This is a genomic window from Malacoplasma iowae (genome assembly GCF_900660615.1).
Taxonomy (GTDB): domain Bacteria; phylum Bacillota_I; class Bacilli_A; order Mycoplasmatales; family Mycoplasmoidaceae; genus Malacoplasma; species Malacoplasma iowae.
The window spans coordinates 675,228-700,051 of record NZ_LR215023.1 but is presented as its reverse complement, the minus strand read 5'-3'; the positions used below and the strand labels follow the sequence as shown (position 1 = coordinate 700,051).

Here is a 24,824-nt window from a genome sequence, read left to right as displayed (position 1 = left end):
GACGATTGTGTCACTAGTTCACATGGATATGGTATTAAGCCAAAACAAGGCTTTATGCCGAACACGCCCTCTTCGAGAGGGTTTTTTTATTTAGTATAAATATGGGTTGAAAAATAGTAGAAGTTGTAACCGGTGAACATTTAAACTTCTTTTTAGATAATTTAATAATACTAAAAGAAAATAATAAAATTTCTATTCCAATAAAAGATATTGATGTATTAATAATTGACAATCAAAGAACAAAAATAACTATAAGACTTATTACTGAACTTTCATCAAATAATATATTAACTATAATTTGTGATAGTTTCACAAACCCCAAAGTTATATAATTCCAATATATGGAAATTATAATACATTAAAAATTTTTGAGTCTCAATTGAATTGAAATCATAAATTTAAATCTAATTTATGAACTAATATAATAAAACAAAAGATATATAATCAATTTTATTTTGTTAAAAACATTTTAAAAAATGAATTACGTTCTAATATTATTTTAGAATTTATGAATCAGGTACAAGAGTATGATATCACAAATAGAGAAGGTCACGCTTCAAAAGTTTATTGAAACACATTATTTGGACTTGATTTTACAAGAGATCAAAATAATTATATTAACTCTTTACTTAATTATGGTTACACCATTTTAAATGGATATATATCAAGATCAATTATAAAAAAAGGATTGGATCCAAGAATTAGTTTATTTCACAAATCTTATCATAATCATTTTGCATTAAGCAGTGATTTAATAGAACCATTTAGAATAATTGTTGACATTGAAGTTTATAAAATCTGAAAAACAAATGAAAATAATTTAATGAAACATAAGGAGAATATATTAAATTTATTCAATAAAAAAATAATGATAAACAATAAGTTACAGTATGTAAATAATGCAATCGATATTTTTATAGACTCAGTTGTAAACCAAGGAAATTTTCCAATTTTTGATTTTTTTTATGAATTGTAGATATATGAGAATAATTGTTATGTTTGACTTGCCTTGTACTGAATCTAAAGAAAGAAAAGAATATACAATTTTTCATAAAGAATTAATTAAAAATGGATATACTATGATTCAATATTCAATTTATTCAAAAATAATTAATTTTAAAGAAAAGACAGATAGTGAAATAGACAAATTAAAAAGAAAGTTGCCCAATGATGGCAATATAAGAGTACTTGTAATAACTGATAAACAATATTCAGATATGAGGGTTATATTAGGGAATAAAAATATAAATGAAATTTACAATTCATCAGAAAGGTATGTGAAAATATAATGAATTTTTTAAATATTTTATATAATAACAAAAACTATGAAATAAGCTTTAATGGTATAAAAATTTTTCAAGTAAGAAATCCAAATAAATTTTCAATAGATTTTATAAATCAAGCAAAAGGTTCAAGATTTAATGATGTAAATATTTTTAAGAATAATATAATACTTATATCTGATTTTACAAAAATAAACGATTTAATATCATTGAATAAGTCATCGCAAATTTTTAAAGAGATAATAAATTATATTGAGACAAATAAAATACTTGGTAATGATAAAATACACAACATAAAAGAATATATAAATAGCAAAATAGGTTTTGATGTTATCGAAGAAAAAAATGAAATGCAAAAAATTATTTCAAATTTGTTTGAAATAAATGATTTGATCAATATTAATAAAAATATTTTTATTTCTTTGATAAAAAATAATTTATTTGATGAAAGAATGACGTTTGTTTTTTGTGACATTGATTGACTTAATATTAATGATATTTCAGAATACATTAATAGTCACAATTTTATTTTTGTTACAAATGATTTAAGAAAAAATATTGTTAACATAACTCAAATTGAATCATGTGTAATTTGTAATGATTTTTTAGTTGAGATATATGACTATAATAAACTTATTAGTTATCTTGAATTAAAAATGAATACATTAATAAACAATAAAGTTATTGAAAATTATCTTAAAAATGAAGAAAGTGTATCCAATTTTTATATAAATTACTTAATAAAATATATTAGATAATAGTTGATTTTGAGGTTTTGTTTTGATACCATATCCATGTGAACTAAAACATGTAGTAATTAATTACTATGATTGTTATTGTTTTGTTTTGATACCATATCCATGTGAACTAAAACGATTTCTTAGGTTTTTCATCCTCATCCTCAGTTTTGTTTTGATACCATATCCATGTGAACTAAAACAATACGCGTACGCGCATAATGCGCGCGCATGTTTTGTTTTGATACCATATCCATGTGAACTAAAACGCAGATTTTTTATAATAGATAACAACGACCGTTTTGTTTTGATACCATATCCATGTGAACTAAAACTTGTTGACTTTGAACAGATGCAAGATAGTTGTTTTGTTTTGATACCATATCCATGTGAACTAAAACAATACAAAGCATATATTACTGATAGTGACAGTTTTGTTTTGATACCATATCCATGTGAACTAAAACGCACTTTCGATTTCCATTTCTCAATACTCCGTTTTGTTTTGATACCATATCCATGTGAACTAAAACATAAATTATATCCAAACATCAACAATAGAGAGTTTTGTTTTGATACCATATCCATGTGAACTAAAACAATTATATTATGTGTATTATTCATATTATTGTTTTGTTTTGATACCATATCCATGTGAACTAAAACTTTAAATGATTTTAACTCTCTCAACGCCATGTTTTGTTTTGATACCATATCCATGTGAACTAAAACAAATCAATTGATTGTGAAAGGTGATTTCATGTTTTGTTTTGATACCATATCCATGTGAACTAAAACAATGTTTAAGATAGTGTTCAAGGGAAAAGAGTTTTGTTTTGATACCATATCCATGTGAACTAAAACATAGTATTTTTTTTATCATAATTAAGTGTAGTTTTGTTTTGATACCATATCCATGTGAACTAAAACTTAATAACTAAATACTTAATAGAGACTTTAGTTTTGTTTTGATACCATATCCATGTGAACTAAAACATTTTTTATTATATTAAAAAAAGTGTTACAGTTTTGTTTTGATACCATATCCATGTGAACTAAAACTTTTTTGAAAAAGTAAAAAAGGCCATTTTAGTTTTGTTTTGATACCATATCCATGTGAACTAAAACATGGTGTAATGTTACCTAAATCCTTTCATTGTTTTGTTTTGATACCATATCCATGTGAACTAAAACCTGGTCAAAAAGCAATATCTAACACATATAGTTTTGTTTTGATACCATATCCATGTGAACTAAAACTAAAATCAGATAAATTAATTGTTTTCATATGTTTTGTTTTGATACCATATCCATGTGAACTAAAACATGCTTTAAAATGCTATTTATAAACGTGTTGTTTTGTTTTGATACCATATCCATGTGAACTATAAAACTTCAAAGCATTGAAACCTTTAACAATAATTGTTTTGTTTTGATACCATATCCATGTGAACTAAAACGATAAATTCATTATTTCATTATTCATATTTGTTTTGTTTTGATACCATATCCATGTGAACTAAAACACACCAAAGTTTGCGACAGTTTTTCCCCCTGTTTTGTTTTGATACCATATCCATGTGAACTAAAACTTTTACTATAACAACGTAATAACAAAGTTAAGTTTTGTTTTGATACCATATCCATGTGAACTAAAACGATGAAAAATAGAATTATAGAATGAATTAAGTTTTGTTTTGATACCATATCCATGTGAACTAAAACTTTTGCATGCAAGATTTAGATCAAGGAGCAGTTTTGTTTTGATACCATATCCATGTGAACTAAAACTTTCACCAAATTTGGTTTTTTCCTCTCTGAGTTTTGTTTTGATACCATATCCATGTGAACTAAAACGGAAATTACTGACTATACATTCAATATGAAGTTTTGTTTTGATACCATATCCATGTGAACTAAAACATAAGTTATTTTTCTTGTGTGATCTACCAAGTTTTGTTTTGATACCATATCCATGTGAACTAAAACTTCAGTAGTTACAGTTTCAAAGTCAGCAAAGTTTTGTTTTGATACCATATCCATGTGAACTAAAACTACTTTGATAGAACGTAACCGTGCGTACACGTTTTGTTTTGATACCATATCCATGTGAACTAAAACTAAATATTTATTGTACTATAAAGCTTTTAAGTTTTGTTTTGATACCATATCCATGTGAACTAAAACACAATTTAAGAGGTAAATAAAAATGATATTGTTTTGTTTTGATACCATATCCATGTGAACTAAAACTTCTTGTTATCTCTTTTCTTGTTGTATAAAGTTTTGTTTTGATACCATATCCATGTGAACTAAAACGGTTCTTCACTTGTATTTGTAGCGGTAACAGTTTTGTTTTGATACCATATCCATGTGAACTAAAACGAAACATCATAAGCAGAAACAGATACACCAGTTTTGTTTTGATACCATATCCATGTGAACTAAAACATTTTCTTTATCTTTCTTTCTACTTCATTGGTTTTGTTTTGATACCATATCCATGTGAACTAAAACTTTAGAAAAAAAACAAAAAAAAATAAGTGTGTTTTGTTTTGATACCATATCCATGTGAACTAAAACTTTTTTGAAAAAGTGAAAAAATGCATTTTGGTTTTGTTTTGATACCATATCCATGTGAACTAAAACAAAAAAGTGCATCTTATCGCGATAAGTTTAGTTTTGTTTTGATACCATATCCATGTGAACTAAAACAATAGCAAGCTTTAACCTGCTACAGTATAAGTTTTGTTTTGATACCATATCCATGTGAACTAAAACCCCCAAATTTTGAAAAATTTAAAGCCATTAGTTTTGTTTTGATACCATATCCATGTGAACTAAAACAATAAACCTAATCATAACAAACCTAATAATGTTTTGTTTTGATACCATATCCATGTGAACTAAAACCTATTTCTTTTATAGCGTCTTGTAAATACTGTTTTGTTTTGATACCATATCCATGTGAACTAAAACTCATATATAACATTTTATTTTACGCCCCTAGTTTTGTTTTGATACCATATCCATGTGAACTAAAACCTAATTGTTGAGTGTGTAATTACTACATTGGTTTTGTTTTGATACCATATCCATGTGAACTAAAACCTTTTAATTTTGTTTATTGTTTTAATGTTTGTTTTGTTTTGATACCATATCCATGTGAACTAAAACATGTTGTAATTGCTACATTATTAAGTTATTGTTTTGTTTTGATACCATATCCATGTGAACTAAAACTCGATAATCTTGCCTGGTGTCATTTCACAAGTTTTGTTTTGATACCATATCCATGTGAACTAAAACTAATTCCTCCTCTTTGACTAACTTTCTTATGTTTTGTTTTGATACCATATCCATGTGAACTAAAACTGTTGCATGTTTACCATATGAACTATTCAAGTTTTGTTTTGATACCATATCCATGTGAACTAAAACTCAAAATACATAAGCATTACCCTATTAATTGTTTTGTTTTGATACCATATCCATGTGAACTAAAACAGTAAAAAAATTAATTTTGTTATAACATTGGTTTTGTTTTGATACCATATCCATGTGAACTAAAACTTTGCTTGTGGTACATTCACACGTGCTAAGGTTTTGTTTTGATACCATATCCATGTGAACTAAAACGATGAGTTTAAAGAAATGATTTATGTTAGAGTTTTGTTTTGATACCATATCCATGTGAACTAAAACTTGTATTTATCTCTACTACTTTGATTTTTAGTTTTGTTTTGATACCATATCCATGTGAACTAAAACTTAATTCGCAAAAATCTAAATCGTCATTATGTTTTGTTTTGATACCATATCCATGTGAACTAAAACATTGTTAAGTTATTATATAGTTGTTAAGTTGTTTTGTTTTGATACCATATCCATGTGAACTAAAACAGAGTCTTTCTGTTCATAATCATTAACAGAGTTTTGTTTTGATACCATATCCATGTGAACTAAAACAATAAATGTGCTGGCAAGTAATTTTTTATCGTTTTGTTTTGATACCATATCCATGTGAACTAAAACTCATTATTATGCTCATCTGAACAAATTGAAGTTTTGTTTTGATACCATATCCATGTGAACTAAAACCACTGGAGTTTCCATGTTAATAAATGTACCGTTTTGTTTTGATACCATATCCATGTGAACTAAAACTGGTGAATATTCTATATGATTTATGTAATAGTTTTGTTTTGATACCATATCCATGTGAACTAAAACAATATCATTGGTATGAGTTTATCAATTTCAGTTTTGTTTTGATACCATATCCATGTGAACTAAAACTAAAGAATTTATAATAATTCACTCCCGTTAGTTTTGTTTTGATACCATATCCATGTGAACTAAAACTCTTTTTTACTTTCTGTTTTATGTATTAACGTTTTGTTTTGATACCATATCCATGTGAACTAAAACTCTCAATATCAACAATATATCAGTTCAGTTGTTTTGTTTTGATACCATATCCATGTGAACTAAAACGAAACAAATATAAATATTGATAATACAATTGTTTTGTTCCCTAACTGACATGTGAAGTGCAACACTTCAATGTTACATTAAACTCTCGACTTTGAAATATAAGTTGAGAGTTTTTTTGTTTTAAATATTTTCTTGATACATTTGGTAAGCTGTTTTATAACCAAACATTTTTCTTGGGATGTTGTTTACTTTTCATTCAAGAGTTTTTATTTTATCTTCACTTACTAAACTGAAGTCAGTTCCTTTTTTATATCATCTTCTAACTATCCCATTTATGTTCTCGTTGGACCCTCTTTGGAATGAAGAATAAGGTTGGCAATAATAAACTTTAAAGTTGAATTGTTTTGCAGTTATTCCCATCATTTGAAACTCTAACCCATTATCAACAGTGATGCTTTTTATTGGGAGTTTTTCATCTCGAATAATGGTATACATTTTAGCCATCATTGATCTAGCGTTCTTCCCTTTTATTTTTCTAATAATTGCCAACCTTGTTTTTCTTTCCACTAATGTCAATAAGTGGTAATAACCACTTTGCCTTTTACTAACTATTAGATCAGCTTCTCAATGTCCAAATTCTTTTCTATTGTTTATCTTTTCTGGTCTTAGACTATAAGGAATGCAGTATTTTCCATCAATTTTAGAAAATATACCTATTTTTCTTCTTTTTCCTTTAACATATTTTCTTCTTAAACAATCTCTTCTTTGTATCTTTCAAATCTTGCTATTGATTCATCTAAATACTTGCCTAGCACTTGGAACTTTAACTAACGGATAGTTTTCTTTTATTCAAAAAATTGTAGCTTCTACACCATGAGATTTAGGATTAAATTTTTGAATAAAAAGATCTGTGAAGTTTTTGTACTTCAACATAAAAAACATATGACAATTTGATTTTCTTCTAATGTATTTTTTGTGAGCAGTTGATGAATAATAAATCTCTGTTGAAGATGTGTTTCTTTTTAATTCTCTTGATATTGTTGATTTGTTTTTATTTAAGATTTTTGCAATCTTATTCATAGAATATTTTTCTTTATTTCAAAGAAAATAAATTAAGCATCTTTCTTCTTTTGTTAAATGTTTATAAGTTTTCATAAGCACTCCTAATATTCATTATCTTTTTATTAGTGAACACTTACAAACAAAACAAATGAAGTGCACACTCTTTTTTGAGTGTTGCACTTCACATGTCAATCGAGCAACGAAACAAATATAAATATTGATAATACAATTGTTTTGTTTTGATACCATATCCATGTGAACTAAAACGAAACAAATATAAATATTGAAAATACAATTGTTTTGTTTTGATACCATATCCATGTGAACTAAAACCCAAACATTGTGTTGTGCTTGGGTCTTGTGGTTTTGTTTTGATACCATATCCATGTGAACTAAAACATATTGTAATTACTACATTATTAAGTTAATGTTTTGTTTTGATACCATATCCATGTGAACTAAAACATCGATATGTTTTAAGCTTCATTTAATGTAGGTTTTGTTTTGATACCATATCCATGTGAACTAAAACTGTTTAATAGTCATTTTAAAAACCTCTTTAGTTTTGTTTTGATACCATATCCATGTGAACTAAAACAGCATGTGGAAATGTATCATATGATTTAGTGTTTTGTTTTGATACCATATCCATGTGAACTAAAACTATTCCAAGTCATAAATAAGATTATCTATAGTTTTGTTTTGATACCATATCCATGTGAACTAAAACTTTCACAAGAAAACGGAACTTGCTATAAGAGTTTTGTTTTGATACCATATCCATGTGAACTAATACTTTTTTAAGTATATATACATAGTATGTTTTGTTTTGATACCATATCCATGTGAACTAAAACATGCATCTAAAAAGTCATCATATTTAAAGTCTAGTTCTACTAATTGTTTTTTTGTTTTATCTGTATTGTTTGGTTCTAGACTTCTAACAACATTTATAATTTTTCTTCTTGTTTTTCTTTTAATATTTTTTAGTTATTAAAGAATTTTCATTTAGTATTTTGTTAATAGATGAAAAACTTATATCAAAGTTATCTTTGATATATTGGTTGTAAAACAATTTGTGAGACATTCTATAGTTTGTGTTATCTCTAGATGAATTAATTTTTCTTGAATGTTAATATATAGATCTACAATATTTTTTTATGTTTTTACAAATGGTTTTTTACTTACATTTTTTTATTTTAGTGTTGATAGATGAAATTTTTCTCTCCATAACTTTATATATGTCTATTACATTATTTTACTGATTTGTTACAAATTAACGAAAGTCTTTTAGCTGATAATTTCTTATTTTTTATAAGCTCTTCTATCTTTCCAAATATTCATAATTTAAAATTTTTATATTTAGTTATTTTTCTAAATGTTTCATTTTTCATTCCAAATAATTTAAAAATCTTAATCTTTTTAAACAAATTCATAAAGTGGACAAAATCACTTGGAACTGACAACAACAATGAAAGAATTTAATAAAAAATAAATTGGTTATTTTCAATAGTATATAATAAAAATTATCAGAATAGTTTTGACCAATTTTAATGCCTTAGTTTAGTTCTTAATACCTTAGTTTAAATTTTTTGTTATATATTAAATGTAATATATTAAAATTGAGGTTTAGTAAATGAAAGACCAATTGATAGATATAAACATTAAAAAAATTTTAGAAAATTGAACTGTTCCAATGGCTTTAAGGGAATTATATGCTAATGCACTAGATGAAACAGTACTATGTAATTTAGATTCTTATCCTAAGATAACATACCAAAATAATGAACTAAAAATAGTAGATTTTGGTAGGGGTATAAAAACTGATGATTTTGTACAAAATGAAAATGTAGAGAAGATAAATAGTGATAATATGATTGGAAAATTTGGAATAGGACTTAAAGATTCTATTGCTGTATTGTTTAGAAATAATAAAAGAATTACAATTCAAAGCAATAAAGGAATTTTTACTCCTGTTTTAAATAACAAGCAAGGAATTGATGAAAATATTGAAACTATACATATATCTAAAAAAAATAGTAATGATGACTTTATAGGAACTACAATCACCATAAATGACATATCTTTAGATGAATATAATGAATTTACTTCTTTTTTTACTTTTTTTTCGCCTAATTTGTATAAAATTAATTCAAATTATGGAGACTTAATATTAAACTTAAATAATAATATTTCTAAAATATTTTACAATAATATGCAAGTTTCAGAAGATGCAGGATTAATATTTTCCTATAATATAAATAAACCTAATAAAAGGTTTTTAAAATCCCTAAATAGAGAAAGAACATTTATTTCAAGAGATGGATATTCAGACTCTATAGTTAAAATAATAAGGAGTTTGGACAAAAAAGACCCATACTTTCTAAAAGTTATAAACTCAATATATGATTCCAGAAATGATAATAATAATAGCGAATGAAATTTTATAGATGTTAAAGAATTCGTTCTTAAGAATATAGATAAAAAAATTATTATTTTCAATAATAACGATAAACAAAATGCAGTTTTTGAATCATATGCAAAAGATGAAGGTTATGAATTATGCTACTTAAATAATAAGGATTATATAGCTTTAGAAAATAGGGGTATATACACTATCAATAAGTTTATTTATGATTTCACATCTTCATATGAAACACAAGAAATAAAAGAATGAGATTTTAATACTGAAGAAAGTAATAATTGAGATGATGCTATTTATTACTTAAAGAATTTATCTTTAAAATGAAAAAAATTTAAAATTTTATATAACAAGATAAATTTTATAGTAATTGAAGACCATCCCAGTGCAAAAGGAATCACTAATGGAATGCAAATTGAGATTGTTAGAAAATGTCTTAACAATAAAAAAGAATTAATCTCGACACTTCTACACGAAATATGTCATGTTATAAGTGAATCAGATGATGGAACAATTGAATTTGAATCATGCTTAACAGAATGTATGGGTTATATCGCTGATTACTAAATATCATTTTTTAAATTATTAATTAAGATGAAAGTATAAATCTTTAAAAAAATGGGTGCTTTTTTGTTTAAATATGTCACATTCAACTAACTGACATGTGAAGTGCAACACTCAAAAAAAGTCTACACTTCATTTGTGAATCAAACATTTAATATAACAATAAAGTATTATAGGTAACATTCTAACAATTGAGATGATTGTATTTTATTCATTATATTATTTATGCAAACATTTTTCATTAATATAGAATAGTTTTTTGTTTTAAATTATCAACATTTTTCTGTGATAATTATACAGACTTGTCTAAAAGTGATAAAAACTTACTTATTTTTATTTGTTCATTAGCATCAGTGGTAAAAATAAAATTATATTTTCGAATTAATTTAAAGTGCTTTGAATACCATAAATTTTTAATTTTTGGTGATTGTAATAAATAGAAATAAAATTTTTCATTATTATTTTTTAATTTCAAAAACACTATTCCAAAATTTGAAAATAAACAAGTACCTTTTATGAATTTTATTATTCTTGTATTGTCTCTGAATAAAATTAAACCATAATCAATTAAATTTAGAAAGTTATCTTTTCAAGAATAAATATTTGTTTTTTCTGATTAATTATAAACTTTAGTATATTCTATTATTTTTTTATCACTTTCAAATATTTGTTTTTATTTAATTTATGTTTTTAATATTATTTTTTCAAATAAATTATCAAAATTATAATAAATTAATTTTTGTTTAATACCATTAAACCTTAAAAAAGTAAAAATTATCATTTAAAAACATATTATTTAAATAATATTTCTTTTTTAGTAGATAAAATTGCAATTCCTTTGATCTATTTTTAATGATATTTTATTAAATTAACTACTTTAATAACTTAATAGAATTCTCTTTTGTTAAAATTATATTTTAATAAATATAATTACTAGTTTGGAAATTGCTCATGATTATAATCTTAATATTTATAATTTTATTCATAATGATTCTATCAATTGGAATTTTTGTTATTTTTAGAAATAAGAAAAAAAGCAAAGAATATGATTATCTTGCAAAAGAAATGAAAAAGGAACAACATAAAATTGAACTTGATAAAACAAAAATTCTTGTTGCAATTGAAGAAGAAAAAGGATTAAAAAAAATTGATGAACTAAAAAATAAAATAAAATCCCTAAATGAAGAGTTAGAGAAATTAGAAAAAAATAAAGAATAATTTGGAGAGATTAATATGGAAATTTTATCAATTTTTGTTATCATAGCGTTAATAGGAATAATTATAGCTGCATTTGTTGATCAAAACATTAAAAAAAGCAAAAAAGAATCTGTAGCATCTAAAAATCAAATGAAAAAGGAAGAAAGTAAGTTAGAAATCAAAAAAACTAAAATTGAAACAGAAATAAAAAAAGAAAAAGAAAAAATGAAAATATTAGATATAAAAAATGAAATAGAAGCATTAAATAAAGAAATAAAAGAGTTAGAAAACAAATTAAAAGAAAAATAAGTTTTGCATAAAATTAAACATTAATTAAAATTATAAAATTTTGCTTTCTTGTATTTTCTACATACTTATAGTACTTTTTATAGTGTAGCAATTTTTGAAGAAACTCGTTTTTTAGGTTATCTTTTTGGTCACTTGATAACAACTATTTTATATCACATAATCTATCCCTAACTGACATGTGAAGTGCAACACTTTAATGTTACATTAAACTCTCGACTTTGAAATGTAAGTTGAGAGTTCCCTAACTGACATGTGAAGTGCAACACTTCAATGTTACATTAAACTCTCGACTTTGAAATATAAGTTGAGAGTTTTTTTGTTTTAAATATTTTCTTGATACATTTGGTAAGCTGTTTTATAACCAAACATTTTTCTTGGGATGTTGTTTACTTTTCATTCAAGAGTTTTTATTTTATCTTCACTTACTAAACTGAAGTCAGTTCCTTTTTTATATCATCTTCTAACTATCCCATTTATGTTCTCGTTGGACCCTCTTTGGAATGAAGAATAAGGTTGGCAATAATAAACTTTAAAGTTGAATTGTTTTGCAGTTATTCCCATCATTTGAAACTCTAACCCTTTATCAACAGTGATGCTTTTTATTGGGAGTTTTTCATCTCGAATAATGGTATACATTTTAGCCATCATTGATCTAGCGTTTTTACCTTTTATTTTTCTAATAATTGCCAACCTTGTTTTTCTTTCTACTAATGTTAATAAGTGGTAATAACCACTTTGCCTTTTACTAACTATTAGATCAGCTTCTCAATGTCCAAATTCTTTTCTTTTGTTTATCTTTTCTGGTCTTAGACTATAAGGAATGCAGTATTTTCCATCAATTTTAGAAAATATACCTATTTTTCTTCTTTTTCCTTTAACATATTTTCTTCTTAAACAATCTCTTCTTTGTATCTTTCAAATCTTGCTATTGATTCATCTAAATACTTGCCTAGCACTTGGAACTTTAACTAATGGATAGTTTTCTTTTATTCAAAAAATTGTAGCTTCTACACCATGAGATTTAGGATTAAATTTTTGAATAAAAAGATCTGTGAAGTTTTTGTACTTCAACATAAAAAACATATGACAATTTGATTTTCTTCTAATGTATTTTTTGTGAGCAGATGATGAATAATAAATTCCTGTTGAAGATGTGTTTCTCTTCAACTCTCTTGATATTGTTGATTTGTTTTTATTTAAGATTTTTGCAATCTTATTCATAGAATATTTTTCTTTATTTCAAAAAAAATAAATTAAGCATCTTTCTTCTTTTGTTAAATGTTTATAAGTTTTCATAAGCACTCCTAATATTCATTATCTTTTTATTAGTGAACACTTACAAACAAAACAAATGAAGTGCACACTCTTTTTTGAGTGTTGCACTTCACATGTCAATCGAGTATCTTTTAAATAGCTTAATAATATCTACTTTATATCAAATAATCTATAAGGAAATAAGATAGTTAGTTGATTTAATGTTTGAGACCAGTTATGAAGTATTCATTAACAACAATCCTTTTGATTCTTAATTAAACATGTGTAAATTATTTTTTTTGACAGCGATTGGTGTTTGTAAAAGCGCCTTTTGTTTTTGTAATCTTTCTGATATTTGTATTTATGATTTTCTGTGTTGCGTTTGATATTATGAGGCAAGATATTCATATTGACAAATTTGTACAATAAATGAAAACTGTTTAAAATGCAACATTCATAAACCTCGTAAATTGAAATAAGCAAAAAATCTAAACATATTTGTTAATATATTGTTTTGCATAATTATGATTATGTTGATCATGCCTTTGAAATTTATGCTACTGATGTAACGTACATTTCATCAACAAAAGATTATCTACAAAATCATATTTATTAGTTCATTAACTATTATGGCAATTGGAGAATCCAGAAGAAATTAAACTTGATGACTCCAAATCAATATAAATTAAATTTGTAAATAAAATAAATGAAATTTGTATTATTGTTCAAATTTCATGTCCGCGTTTAAAGAATGGAATAACTTTAAAAATGATTATAAAATAATATTATTTTGATACATGTATCTCTATTTGTATAAAAATTTAAAAAAACAAAAACTAATTTAATTAGTTTGGTAGTTTATTATAATAGAAATAGTTTAAATAGAGGCAAATATGCAAAAAATAAATAAAAAAGAATTAATAAAATTAACTAGTAAAGAAAACATAAAAAAATTCGATCTTTATGTTTCTCCATTTATAAATTTATTGAATAGTATCACAAATTCAACTAGACCAAAAAGAGTTGGCCAATTATCTGAAATTTTTAATGATTTTATTTATGATTGAAATAAAAAAAATATAGAACATATACCACATGTTAATGATTGATCGAAATATTATAATTCTTTAAATAATGTACTAAAAGATTTTAAGGAATGTTGTCCAAAAACAGGTGAGGAAGTTAGGAGAGAAGCTGCTATCAACATATATAATTTATTTTTAAAATTTAAGGAAGAACTATTTCCTAAGATAACATTAGAATTGATACAAGATTGAGTTGATGATTTAATAATACAAAAAACTTATAATGGCATGATGTTAGAACAACCAGTTGCTTCATATTGTGCAAAACTTATACTAAAAAATAATTATCCAAAGATTCGTTTTGATAATAGCAAAATTGTTAAATCAGATCCCAAAGAGGAATCAATTGGGATTGATTGAAAATATATAGATAAAAATAATGATGTAGAAATACTATTGCAAGTTAAAACTGGAAATTCTAGCGCTGGTAAAAATTTAAGATCAAGGAGAAATAATTTAGTTAACATTCCAAGTAATGTTTATTTTTGTGTTTTAGATTCATCTAAAAAAGATGAATATGTCATAGAAATCACATTAAATGGAAAAAATATTATTTAATCTTCATATTTGACAATTATTTCAGATTCTTTTTCATTATCGTATTTTAAATGAATTTTATTAATATACGGAAGCTTTATATTAATCTCTTGTTTTGTTATAACAGGAATATTATAATAATTGTTTACATATTTAATTTCTTTTCCTTTGGAAATTCTATCATCAACAAAGTTTATTTGATTTTTTAATCTATCCTTATTTTTTTTATTTAATATTTCCCTTGCATTAATAAGCCTATCATTTATATCATTTTTAAATTCCTTTTGCATCTCAACGGTGATACCATTTCTCTTTAATGCAGCACAAGCAAGTAATGTTGTTCCTGTTCCGCCAAAAATATCTAAAACAGTGTCATTTTTACATGTTCACATGGAAACTATTCTATAAGGTAACTCTAAAGGAAATGCACCATTTCTTTCTCTTGCATCATTTTTGTTTTTTTGTTTTTCACCTACGAAATTTCAAATATTGTTACATCAAATGTTTCTTTCGTTTCAAAAAAATGCAGATTCATTTCTATTATTTTTTTGCTCTCTTGAGCAAAATTCTCTTTTTGATTTTTTAAAAATTAATATATGTTCAAATTCTAATGTATTATATGCACCAACAGGCAACATACCTGAACCCATAAATTTATTAGGTGAGTTTGTTGGTTTATTTCAAATTATTGATGGTAATAAATTAAATCCATTTTTTGTAAAAAATTCTATAGTTCTCGAGCCGTTAGGATATAAAGAAAAATTATTTTTGCACGTTCTTGTTGCATCACCGATATTAATAACAACTATACCATCATCTTTAAGTTTTTTTATTGCTTCAATATAAATTTTATCTAATTCAACATGCATTAATTCAAAAGCTTTTTTTGGTTCATCATTGATTAGTTTTTTTGATATTTCACCATTCAGAATATTAAAAGTTTCATCTCACATTGAGATCATTGGATAAGGTGGGGATGTAATTATTAAATCAATGCTTTTATCTTTTATCATTGATAAATCTATTGAATTTCCAATAATTACCTTTTGTTTAGTTTCGTTCATAATATATACCTCTACATTGTATTCATTACTAATTTGTCAATCATTAAATAGGCTAATTCATATTTAATCTTAATCTTTTAACTCAACTCATGTATTGAACTAAATAATTTAAACTTAGACATTTAAACTTATTATTTATTATATATTTTATTAGGTTATGAAAATTATTTATATTTTGAATATGATATCTAACTCAATTATCTTTTTCTATTATAGACATTTTTCCAATCATATTATTAGAATTATGTTTAGATAAAATTTTAATTCATAACTAAAATTTGTTTTCTAAATTAAATATAAACTCTACACTATCTGTTATTATTTTTTTTATAATTATTATATAGAATTTGCATATTCATTTTATCAAACATGATAAAATTAACTAAAATATTTTTTACTCTATAAATAGCAGTAGTTATAAATATTTATCTTTACTTAAGCCAACTTAATCTTCTAGGTTTTGTAGATAACCGTGTATTCTTGATTTTTTAGCAATTGTATTTTTGAAATCTTATTTTTTAGAATTTAAAAATAAATTTTACCAACTTCAATTGAAATGCTAACAAATTGATTTGATTGCTTATTTGTTAGGTAAATAGTAATTTTATATCTTCGATTAAAAGTACAAGAAAGCAAAATATTACAAATTTTAGAAATCTTTTTTAATGATAAATTATTAATGGAACATTAATAAACAATTTAAGTTTATTATAATGGTATTTGTGTAAATGATTTAATGTAGGTTGTGTAGTAGATTTGAATATCTTTTTATTACAATTATAACATTTATATCTTTATTTATTGTTTCTCGTGTCGCGCTTATAAAACATGTTTATAAAATTTAACTTGTCCACAATAATTGAAGCAATTATAATAGAAAATTCTATATTATTATTTTTATTTACATTTGAGTTAAAATGATATTTTAAAAAAATAACTTATCATTAGATAATGCAGACATTAAATTAATTAAATTTTTCTACTTATTGAACATTCATAATCTTTAATTTATCTATTATGAATAGAGCATAAAATTATAGAATAATTATTCGTTTTCAAGAAATGTAGGTTTAAGTGCGTTAGTTCAAGTGATTTTACCCACTTTATAAATTTGTTTATAGAAGTTAAGATGATCTAATTATTACAATAGGGAGATAAAATATTTGAAAAAAATAATTAAATATGAAACATTTAAATTATTAATTCTTATCAAGGTAGAAGATCATATAAAAAAACAAAAAATTAATCAGCTAAAAAACATTTTGTTAATTTGTACAAATCAATAAAACAAAGTGTGATATGTATAGAAAATTATAAAGATAAAAATTTCTTCTGTGAAAACTGCAAATAAAGATACTGTAACCAAAAATCAATTTGTAAAAACATAAAAAAATATATTGTATTTATACATTATCATTGAGAAAAACAATTCATCTATAGACAACACAAACTATAAAATGCCACACAAACTATTTTTGAACAGTATATTGAAGGAAACTTTGATATAAGTTTTTCAACTGTCAACAAATATTAAATAACAGTTTCTTAATCACTAAAAACACAAAAAGAAAAACAAAAGAAAAATAAAGAAACTAATTAGGGACTTAGAGCTAAACAAAGTGGATGAAATAACTAAACAACTAATAGATTTAAACTTTAAATATGATGATTTTTTAGAAAAGAATAACTCTAAAAGAATACAGTATGTGAAACACGATTGTGAGTTTGGTGAGATTGTCAAAATTGATGCTTTTGTCCATAAATGATTAAACAATGAAAAATATTTTATCTATTATGCGGTTGATACAGGAACTGTAATGTTACTTGCAACAACTATAGAAAAAGAAGAAACAAATGTTGGTTATACAAAACTATTGAAAAACCTATTCAAAACTCATGGTTATCTGGGTTTAATTAAAACAGACAAAAGAACAACATTCTGATCTCACAACTCAAAAACAAATATGACACAATGTTTAAACAATTTAGATATTGAAGTTGAATCGAAAAATGAACCAGCATCCAAAGTTAATGTTGAAAGATCTCTCAGAAGCGCACAAGATTTTTACCCTTACTACTTTTACATAAACAACATGAAGTCATGTGAAGACTTTGAAAAGAATGTTGAAAAAATAATTGAGACTTACAAAACGCAATTTTCAAAAACTTCTACTCACAAAGAAAAAGCATTCACAAAGGTTTCTGAAAAAAAGAATTGATAAGGCATTCTGCATAACTAAATAATGCAAAGTCCATAAAGGTTTCAACATTGCATTTGAAAACAAAAGATTGGGTCTAATAACAGAAGATTGCAGAAAATGTACAATAAGAAACTTTGTAAGACTTTACATCGACACGATAACAAATAAACTGTTCACGGTTATAGATAACAAAAGATTTTACTTTGAAGAAGTTGATAACGATCTAATTGAAGTTTATGAAGAAGAAATATTCCAAAATCAATTTTTAAAATTAAAAAGAGAAAGGCGAAAACTTAAGAGTCAAACTATGACTATAAGAAGAATATTAGACAAGAAAAATCTTATCTAAATGAGAAAGAAAAGGAACTAAAAAGACGTGAACTTAAATTGATAGGCAAGGAATAAAAAAATATGTTTAAAAAATGAGGAGATACTGTTATAGAATTAACTTATTCCTCTTAAAAGTAGGTGATAAAATCACTTATATTTAACAATCTTATTATTTTGTTTTAATGAATAAAATAATTTTAAAGTAATTTATAAATTTTAATTCTTTATTTCTAGAAAAATATGTCAACACATATAAAATTATTTTATATTAAATAAAAAGTAGGAGGATAAAAATAATATTAATATAAATTCAAAAGTATATTTTTTGGAGGAGTAATGCTAAACGTGGATAAAATTATAGATATTCATATTAATAATTTAAATAATTTACAAAATACTATTAAAAGACTTTCAAATATTGGTTATACATTGATAGCTATATCAACAAGTATTATTTCAATATTTGTTCCATTAATATTTTCACTAAATTTGATAAAAAATTCAAAAATTATTATGAGTTATACTTTGTTTCTAATTATTGTTTGTCTATTTTTTTCTAATTTAGTGAATTTAAGAAATGAAAGAATGTTTGTATTTATTTATAATCAAAAATCAAAGATAGATATTGATAAAATTATCAATAATAAAAAATCAAATAAAGATATTAATATTTATGAAGAAATTTTATCATTTAACTTTCAATCTCTTAAAAAAACCAACAAATTTAGTATCTTAAAATCTTTAAAATCTTTTCTATCATTAATATGAATTCCTATCATATCTATTCCTATAGCATCAATTATTTTTTCTTACATTATTTAAAATAATTTCACTTATATTTATTAAATAATGTATATATATAGATTTAATATAATTTAAGTTACATAATTTAGTAACATATTTGCATATTTTTATGCTAGAAAATTAAGGGAGTTTTCATGGAAAAAATAACATGTTTTTTATCATATTCTCATGATTATAGAAATGAACATTCAAAAAACGAAGTAAAAAAAAGTGTGCTTCTAATGGATGAAATAATTAATTATTCGGAAAATGAAGATAAAAGTATGTTTTCTGACGAAACTATATGAAATTATCTTCATGATAGAATTTCTGGATCATCATGTACTATTTTGTTGCTTACATGAGATCTATTAAACGATAATAAAGAAAAAATTTCCTATACAAAAGGTAGCTTTTTAAAAAGTGGTTGAATATATAATGAGATATCAGCATCACTGAGGGATTGAAAAAACAATAGAGTAAATGGATTGATATGTGTTATGTGTGATAACTTGCGATTAGTTGATAGCAATGCACAATATCAAATACCTGAAATACTTAATCAAAACCGCGATTATATAGTTTGAGCAGATTATAGTGAATTCATAAAAAACCCAAACAGATTTATTATGGAATCACCCCTAACTGACATGTGAAGTGCAACACTTCAATGTTACATTAAACTCTCGACTTTGAAATATAAGTTGAGAGTTTTTTTGTTTTAAATATTTTCTTGATACATTTGGTAAGCTGTTTTATAACCAAACATTTTTCTTGGGATGTTGTTTACTTTTCATTCAAGAGTTTTTATTTTATCTTCACTTACTAAACTGAAGTCAGTTCCTTTTTTATATCATCTTCTAACTATCCCATTTATGTTCTCGTTGGACCCTCTTTGGAATGAAGAATAAGGTTGGCAATAATAAACTTTAAAGTTGAATTGTTTTGCAGTTATTCCCATCATTTGAAACTCTAACCCATTATCAACAGTGATGCTTTTTATTGGGAGTTTTTCATCTCGAATAATGGTATACATTTTAGCCATCATTGATCTAGCGTTCTTCCCTTTTATTTTTCTAATAATTGCCAACCTTGTTTTTCTTTCCACTAATGTCAATAAGTGGTAATAACCACTTTGCCTTTTACTAACTATTAGATCAGCTTCTCAATGTCCAAATTCTTTTCTATTGTTTATCTTTTCTGGTCTTAGACTATAAGGAATGCAGTATTTTCCATCAATTTTAGAAAATATACCTATTTTTCTTCTTTTTCCTTTAACATATTTTCTTCTTAAACAATCTCTTCTTTGTATCTTTCAAATCTTGCTATTGATTCATCTAAATACTTGCCTAGCACTTGGAACTTTAACTAACGGATAGTTTTCTTTTATTCAAAAAATTGTAGCTTCTACACCATGAGATTTAGGATTAAATTTTTGAATAAAAAGATCTGTGAAGTTTTTGTACTTCAACATAAAAAACATATGACAATTTGATTTTCTTCTAATGTATTTTTTGTGAGCAGTTGATGAATAATAAATCCCTGTTGAAGATGTGTTTCTTTTTAATTCTCTTGATATTGTTGATTTGTTTTTATTTAAGATTTTTGCAATCTTATTCATAGAATATTTTTCTTTATTTCAAAGAAAATAAATTAAGCATCTTTCTTCTTTTGTTAAATGTTTATAAGTTTTCATAAGCACTCCTAATATTCATTATCTTTTTATTAGTGAACACTTACAAACAAAACAAATGAAGTGCACACTCTTTTTTGAGTGTTGCACTTCACATGTCAATCGAGCGTGAATTCATAAAAAACCCAAACAGATTTATTATGGAATCACTAAAAAAGAGAGATGAACAAATTAAATGCAAAAAATACAACATAGTTTATGACTTACACAATTAATTTTATTTATTGATATGATTAAACAAAACTAATATATTATGTTTTTGCACAAAATATTCAAATATAAAAATAAACATGTCATATAAAAAAGGATAAACTATGATGTTAAAAAATGAGAAGCAATTTTGATGTTATTTATTATAACATCATTGGAGATATTAAACTTAACTTTTCTTTAATTTTTTCATTATTGTAGTTATTTCCCTAACTGATATGTGAAGTCCAACACTCAATGTTACATTAAACTTTCGATTTTATGATATAAGTTGAAAGTTTTTTAAATATTTTCTTGGTACATTTCATAAGATGTTTTATAACCAAAAATTTTCTTGGTATGTTATTTACTTTTCGTTCAAGAATTCTTATTTTGTCTTCGCTTACCAAATTGAAATAAGTTCCTTTTTTATATCATCTTCTAACTAACCCATTTATATTTTCATTAGTGCATCCTTGGAATGAAGAATAATGTTGGCAATAATAAACTTTAAAGTTTAATTGTTTTGTTGTTATACCCATTATTTTAAACTATAATCCTTTATCAATGTGGTTTTGATTGGAAACTTTTAATCTCTAGTGATGGTGTACATTTTACCCATCATTGATCTATCATTTTTACTTTTTATTTTTCTAATAATTGTCAACCTTGTTTTTTTTCTACTAACGTTAATAAATGATAATATCCACTTCGTCTTTTTGCTAACTATTAGGTCAGTTTCTTAAAGTCCAAACCCTTTTCTGTTACTTATCTTTTGTGACCTTAAACTATATGGAATGCAGCATTTTTCGTTAATTTTAGAGAATATACTTGTTTTTCTTTTTTCTTTAATATATTTTCTTCTTAAACAATCTCTTCTTTGTGTCTTTCAAATCTTACTATTTATTCATCTAAAAACTTGTCTATCACTTGGGACTTTAACTAATGGATAGTTTTTCTTTATTCAAAAAAATGTACCCTCAACACCATGAGATTTTGGGTTAAATTTTTGAATAAAAAGATCTGTAAAGTTTTTATATTTCAACATAGAAAATAAATAACAATTAGATTTTCTTCTAATGTATTTTTTGTGAGCAATAACGAATAATAAATTTCAGTTGAAGATGCATTTCTCTTCAACTCCCTAGATATTGTTGATTTATTTTTAACTAAGATTTTTGCTATCTTATTCATTGAATATTTTTCTTTATTTCAAAGCAACTAAATTAAGTGTCTTTTTTTGTTAAATGTTGCTCGATTGACATGTGAAGTGCAACACTCAAAAAAGAGTGTGCACTTCATTTGTTTTGTTTGTAAGTGTTCACTAATAAAAAGATAATGAATATTAGGAGTGCTTATGAAAACTTATAAACATTTAACAAAAGAAGAAAGATGCTTAATTTATTTTCTTTGAAATAAAGAAAAATATTCTATGAATAAGATTGCAAAAATCTTAAATAAAAACAAATCAACAATATCAAGAGAATTAAAAAGAAACACATCTTCAACAGGGATTTATTATTCATCAACTGCTCACAAAAAATACATTAGAAGAAAATCAAATTGTCATATGTTTTTTATGTTGAAGTACAAAAACTTCACAGATCTTTTTATTCAAAAATTTAATCCTAAATCTCATGGTGTAGAAGCTACAATTTTTTGAATAAAAGAAAACTATCCGTTAGTTAAAGTTCCAAGTGCTAGGCAAGTATTTAGATGAATCAATAGCAAGATTTGAAAGATACAAAGAAGAGATTGTTTAAGAAGAAAATATGTTAAAGGAAAAAGAAGAAAAATAGGTATATTTTCTAAAATTGATGGAAAATACTGCATTCCTTATAGTCTAAGACCAGAAAAGATAAACAATAGAAAAGAATTTGGACATTGAGAAGCTGATCTAATAGTTAGTAAAAGGCAAAGTGGTTATTACCACTTATTGACATTAGTGGAAAGAAAAACAAGGTTGGCAATTATTAGAAAAATAAAAGGGAAGAACGCTAGATCAATGATGGCTAAAATGTATACCATTATTCGAGATGAAAAACTCCCAATAAAAAGCATCACTGTTGATAATGGGTTAGAGTTTCAAATGATGGGAATAACTGCAAAACAATTCAACTTTAAAGTTTATTATTGCCAACCTTATTCTTCATTCCAAAGAGGGTCCAACGAGAACATAAATGGGATAGTTAGAAGATGATATAAAAAAGGAACTGACTTCAGTTTAGTAAGTGAAGATAAAATAAAAACTCTTGAATGAAAAGTAAACAACATCCCAAGAAAAATGTTTGGTTATAAAACAGCTTACCAAATGTATCAAGAAAATATTTAAAACAAAAAAACTCTCAACTTATATTTCAAAGTCGAGAGTTTAATGTAACATTGAAGTGTTGCACTTCACATGTCAGTTAGGGAACAAAACAAATGAAGTGCAGGCTCTTTTTTTGAGTGTTGCACTTCACATGTTAATCGAGCATATAACATAAAAAATAATGTTATATTTATTAATAATTTAGAAGAACTAAAATTAAATAAAGAATATCTTCAAATATTACTAAAAACAGAATGTTTTAAAAAATATAGTGTTAAAGACATTATTAAATTTTTATTTTGAATTAAAAGATAAACTAGAAAATTTAGACAAATAAATGATGTCGTAAAAAAACACATACATTATTTTGGTTTAACAAGGTAGGTGAATACTCGATGTTAAAATACTAATATTTATACTACACAATTTTAAGTATTCGTTTAATAGATAAATATATGGTATCAAAATATTATCATGTAGATTACATATCACCTTTTTTATTTAAATCTTTTTCATATGCTTTTATAAGATCGTTATATTTAATTAAATTCATTTCAATTAAATATTCATAACTATATACTTCCATTATTATCTTACATTGTTCATTTTCTTTAGAATTTTTTTCACTAAAATCATATAGATCATTAAATTCTTTTAAATTTGCTATTTTTACATAATAATTCTTATTCTTATATGAACTAAAACTTTTTTCAATTAATTTGTTATGATATTTATCATCTATATCACATATGATAAAAGTTCTAAATATGTATTGGTTTTTATCTTGTTCAAGCTTTATTTTTCTAGTATTATTGGCAGCAATTGTTTCAATTCTATTAATATAATTTATTATTTGTGATACTGGATCATTTTTTGGTTTTTCTAAATTATTTCTTTCAATTCTTTTTAACTCAACAATATAAATATATCCTGGTTCTATATTGTTTACCATATTTTGAAAACATTCTTTGTTGTGATTTAATTTGTTTTTAAAGAGAAAAATGTAAGGCCTCATATTTTCATATTCATCTTTTACGTTTACAAGATTATTTTTCTTTAAAGGAATATCTGAAGATATATATTGACTCTCTAACATCTCGTTTGAAATTAGTCACAATCCAGTATTATCTATTTCATTTCAATCTGCATTAGTTCCTTGTGAAATAATAAGATTGTGTATTTCTTTTTCAGTTGAACGCTTCTTATTTTCTTGGTTTGAACAAGCATATGTTTCATTCATTTCCTTTACTTCATTTATTAGCTTTATTTTCAAATAATTCAATAAGGTTAGAACGAATATTATTTTTACTTATTTTTATTTTTCTCTTATTGGGAAAGAACTCTGATATTTTTTTCATTTTCTATC

General features: G+C 24.3%; 24 protein-coding genes and 2 CRISPR repeat arrays. Of the genes, 14 read left to right on the top strand and 10 right to left on the bottom strand.

Annotation, left to right across the window (positions count from 1 at the left end):
- Positions 1-101: 101 nt before the first annotated feature.
- The 4 genes from EXC57_RS02790 to EXC57_RS02775 are packed head-to-tail and all read left to right on the top strand — an operon-like array spanning position 102 to position 2,041.
- Positions 102-332 (top strand): CRISPR-associated endonuclease Cas1, encoded by a 231-nt coding sequence (locus tag EXC57_RS02790; RefSeq protein ID WP_129692607.1) that lies wholly within the window; start codon positions 102-104, stop codon positions 330-332.
- Complete coding sequence (gene cas1 / locus EXC57_RS02785) at positions 329-976, top strand: type II CRISPR-associated endonuclease Cas1 (RefSeq protein ID WP_201447946.1); 648 nt, start codon at positions 329-331, stop codon at positions 974-976. The genes EXC57_RS02790 and cas1 overlap by 4 nt, the downstream gene beginning before the upstream one ends.
- Positions 977-980: 4 nt before the next feature.
- The gene (cas2, locus tag EXC57_RS02780) at positions 981-1,289 is read left to right on the top strand and encodes a CRISPR-associated endonuclease Cas2 (protein ID WP_158091467.1); all 309 of its coding nucleotides are present in this window, start codon (positions 981-983) and stop codon (positions 1,287-1,289) included.
- Positions 1,289-2,041: a hypothetical protein gene (locus EXC57_RS02775; RefSeq protein ID WP_004025138.1), complete on the top strand. Its 753-nt coding sequence runs from the start codon at positions 1,289-1,291 to the stop codon at positions 2,039-2,041. The genes cas2 and EXC57_RS02775 overlap by 1 nt, the downstream gene beginning before the upstream one ends.
- Positions 2,042-2,055: 14 nt before the next feature.
- A CRISPR array of direct repeats spans positions 2,056-6,517; the repeat unit is 36 nt; unit sequence GTTTTGTTTTGATACCATATCCATGTGAACTAAAAC.
- A gap of 120 nt (positions 6,518-6,637) precedes the next feature.
- On the opposite strand, the gene EXC57_RS02770 is transcribed toward EXC57_RS02775, so the two are convergent.
- Together EXC57_RS02770 and EXC57_RS02765 are read right to left on the bottom strand one after the other, a co-directional pair.
- A complete protein-coding gene (locus EXC57_RS02770; RefSeq protein ID WP_129692605.1) occupies positions 6,638-7,612 on the bottom strand; it encodes an IS30 family transposase in 975 nt (324 codons plus the stop codon).
- 137 nt (positions 7,613-7,749) lie between these two features.
- A CRISPR array of direct repeats spans positions 7,750-8,376; the repeat unit is 36 nt; unit sequence GTTTTGTTTTGATACCATATCCATGTGAACTAAAAC.
- Between the two features lie 396 nt (positions 8,377-8,772).
- On the bottom strand, positions 8,773-8,955 hold the full coding sequence (locus EXC57_RS02765; RefSeq protein ID WP_004025247.1) for a hypothetical protein: 183 nt from the start codon (positions 8,953-8,955) through the stop codon (positions 8,773-8,775).
- A gap of 200 nt (positions 8,956-9,155) precedes the next feature.
- Here EXC57_RS02765 and EXC57_RS02760 point away from each other — a divergent pair, with 200 nt between their 5' ends.
- The 3 genes from EXC57_RS02760 (at position 9,156) to EXC57_RS02750 (ending at position 12,011) form a co-directional block, all read left to right on the top strand.
- The gene (locus tag EXC57_RS02760) at positions 9,156-10,508 is read left to right on the top strand and encodes a hypothetical protein (protein WP_004025248.1); all 1,353 of its coding nucleotides are present in this window, start codon (positions 9,156-9,158) and stop codon (positions 10,506-10,508) included.
- Positions 10,509-11,456: 948 nt separating this feature from the next.
- Positions 11,457-11,723 carry a hypothetical protein gene (locus EXC57_RS02755; RefSeq protein ID WP_004025251.1) on the top strand — a complete coding sequence of 89 codons (267 nt, stop codon included), beginning with the start codon at positions 11,457-11,459 and terminating at the stop codon, positions 11,721-11,723.
- A gap of 15 nt (positions 11,724-11,738) precedes the next feature.
- Positions 11,739-12,011, top strand: coding sequence for a hypothetical protein (locus EXC57_RS02750; RefSeq protein WP_004025252.1), 273 nt, complete (start codon positions 11,739-11,741; stop codon positions 12,009-12,011).
- A 321-nt stretch (positions 12,012-12,332) separates the two neighbouring features.
- Here EXC57_RS02750 and EXC57_RS02745 read toward each other — a convergent pair whose 3' ends face one another.
- Positions 12,333-13,307 carry an IS30 family transposase gene (locus EXC57_RS02745; RefSeq protein ID WP_129692603.1) on the bottom strand — a complete coding sequence of 325 codons (975 nt, stop codon included), beginning with the start codon at positions 13,305-13,307 and terminating at the stop codon, positions 12,333-12,335.
- A 577-nt stretch (positions 13,308-13,884) separates the two neighbouring features.
- On the opposite strand from EXC57_RS02745, the gene EXC57_RS05365 reads away from it, so the two are divergent.
- Positions 13,885-13,962 (top strand): IS3 family transposase, encoded by a 78-nt coding sequence (locus EXC57_RS05365; RefSeq protein ID WP_406648172.1) that lies wholly within the window; start codon positions 13,885-13,887, stop codon positions 13,960-13,962.
- Between the two features lie 196 nt (positions 13,963-14,158).
- Positions 14,159-14,908: an MjaI family restriction endonuclease gene (locus EXC57_RS02740; protein ID WP_004024982.1), complete on the top strand. Its 750-nt coding sequence runs from the start codon at positions 14,159-14,161 to the stop codon at positions 14,906-14,908.
- On the opposite strand, the gene EXC57_RS02735 is transcribed toward EXC57_RS02740, so the two are convergent.
- The gene (locus EXC57_RS02735; RefSeq protein WP_004024981.1) at positions 14,905-15,951 is read right to left on the bottom strand and encodes a DNA-methyltransferase; all 1,047 of its coding nucleotides are present in this window, start codon (positions 15,949-15,951) and stop codon (positions 14,905-14,907) included. The genes EXC57_RS02740 and EXC57_RS02735 overlap by 4 nt on opposite strands.
- Positions 15,952-17,570: 1,619 nt before the next feature.
- Here EXC57_RS02735 and EXC57_RS02730 point away from each other — a divergent pair.
- From EXC57_RS02730 to EXC57_RS02720, 3 genes are all read left to right on the top strand, one after another.
- The gene (locus EXC57_RS02730; protein ID WP_004024979.1) at positions 17,571-18,173 is read left to right on the top strand and encodes a hypothetical protein; all 603 of its coding nucleotides are present in this window, start codon (positions 17,571-17,573) and stop codon (positions 18,171-18,173) included.
- A 645-nt stretch (positions 18,174-18,818) separates the two neighbouring features.
- Positions 18,819-19,304 carry a hypothetical protein gene (locus EXC57_RS02725; protein ID WP_129692602.1) on the top strand — a complete coding sequence of 162 codons (486 nt, stop codon included), beginning with the start codon at positions 18,819-18,821 and terminating at the stop codon, positions 19,302-19,304.
- Between the two features lie 116 nt (positions 19,305-19,420).
- On the top strand, positions 19,421-19,990 hold the full coding sequence (locus EXC57_RS02720) for a TIR domain-containing protein (protein ID WP_129692601.1): 570 nt from the start codon (positions 19,421-19,423) through the stop codon (positions 19,988-19,990).
- Here the strand turns inward: EXC57_RS02720 and EXC57_RS02715 are convergent.
- The 4 genes from EXC57_RS02715 to EXC57_RS05360 form a co-directional block, all read right to left on the bottom strand.
- Positions 19,987-20,961 carry an IS30 family transposase gene (locus EXC57_RS02715; protein WP_129692495.1) on the bottom strand — a complete coding sequence of 325 codons (975 nt, stop codon included), beginning with the start codon at positions 20,959-20,961 and terminating at the stop codon, positions 19,987-19,989. The genes EXC57_RS02720 and EXC57_RS02715 overlap by 4 nt on opposite strands.
- Positions 20,962-21,413: 452 nt before the next feature.
- A complete protein-coding gene (locus EXC57_RS02710; protein ID WP_050796830.1) occupies positions 21,414-21,689 on the bottom strand; it encodes an IS30 family transposase in 276 nt (91 codons plus the stop codon).
- A 200-nt stretch (positions 21,690-21,889) separates the two neighbouring features.
- Positions 21,890-22,195, bottom strand: coding sequence for a hypothetical protein (locus EXC57_RS02705; RefSeq protein ID WP_040538152.1), 306 nt, complete (start codon positions 22,193-22,195; stop codon positions 21,890-21,892).
- Positions 22,108-22,341 (bottom strand): helix-turn-helix domain-containing protein, encoded by a 234-nt coding sequence (locus tag EXC57_RS05360; protein WP_081463002.1) that lies wholly within the window; start codon positions 22,339-22,341, stop codon positions 22,108-22,110. The genes EXC57_RS02705 and EXC57_RS05360 overlap by 88 nt, the downstream gene beginning before the upstream one ends.
- A 163-nt stretch (positions 22,342-22,504) precedes the next feature.
- Here EXC57_RS05360 and EXC57_RS02695 point away from each other — a divergent pair, with 163 nt between their 5' ends.
- The gene (locus tag EXC57_RS02695) at positions 22,505-23,479 is read left to right on the top strand and encodes an IS30 family transposase (protein ID WP_129692495.1); all 975 of its coding nucleotides are present in this window, start codon (positions 22,505-22,507) and stop codon (positions 23,477-23,479) included.
- A 69-nt stretch (positions 23,480-23,548) separates the two neighbouring features.
- Positions 23,549-23,773, top strand: a complete 225-nt coding sequence (locus EXC57_RS02690) for a hypothetical protein (RefSeq protein ID WP_129692600.1) — start codon at positions 23,549-23,551, stop codon at positions 23,771-23,773.
- Positions 23,774-23,939: 166 nt separating this feature from the next.
- On the opposite strand, the gene EXC57_RS02685 is transcribed toward EXC57_RS02690, so the two are convergent.
- Together EXC57_RS02685 and EXC57_RS05190 are read right to left on the bottom strand one after the other, a co-directional pair.
- Positions 23,940-24,698, bottom strand: a complete 759-nt coding sequence (locus EXC57_RS02685; protein ID WP_004024571.1) for a hypothetical protein — start codon at positions 24,696-24,698, stop codon at positions 23,940-23,942.
- Positions 24,661-24,816: a hypothetical protein gene (locus tag EXC57_RS05190; protein ID WP_165271526.1), complete on the bottom strand. Its 156-nt coding sequence runs from the start codon at positions 24,814-24,816 to the stop codon at positions 24,661-24,663. Before EXC57_RS05190 ends, EXC57_RS02685 begins: the two co-directional genes overlap by 38 nt.
- Between the last annotated feature and the right edge of the window lie 8 nt (positions 24,817-24,824).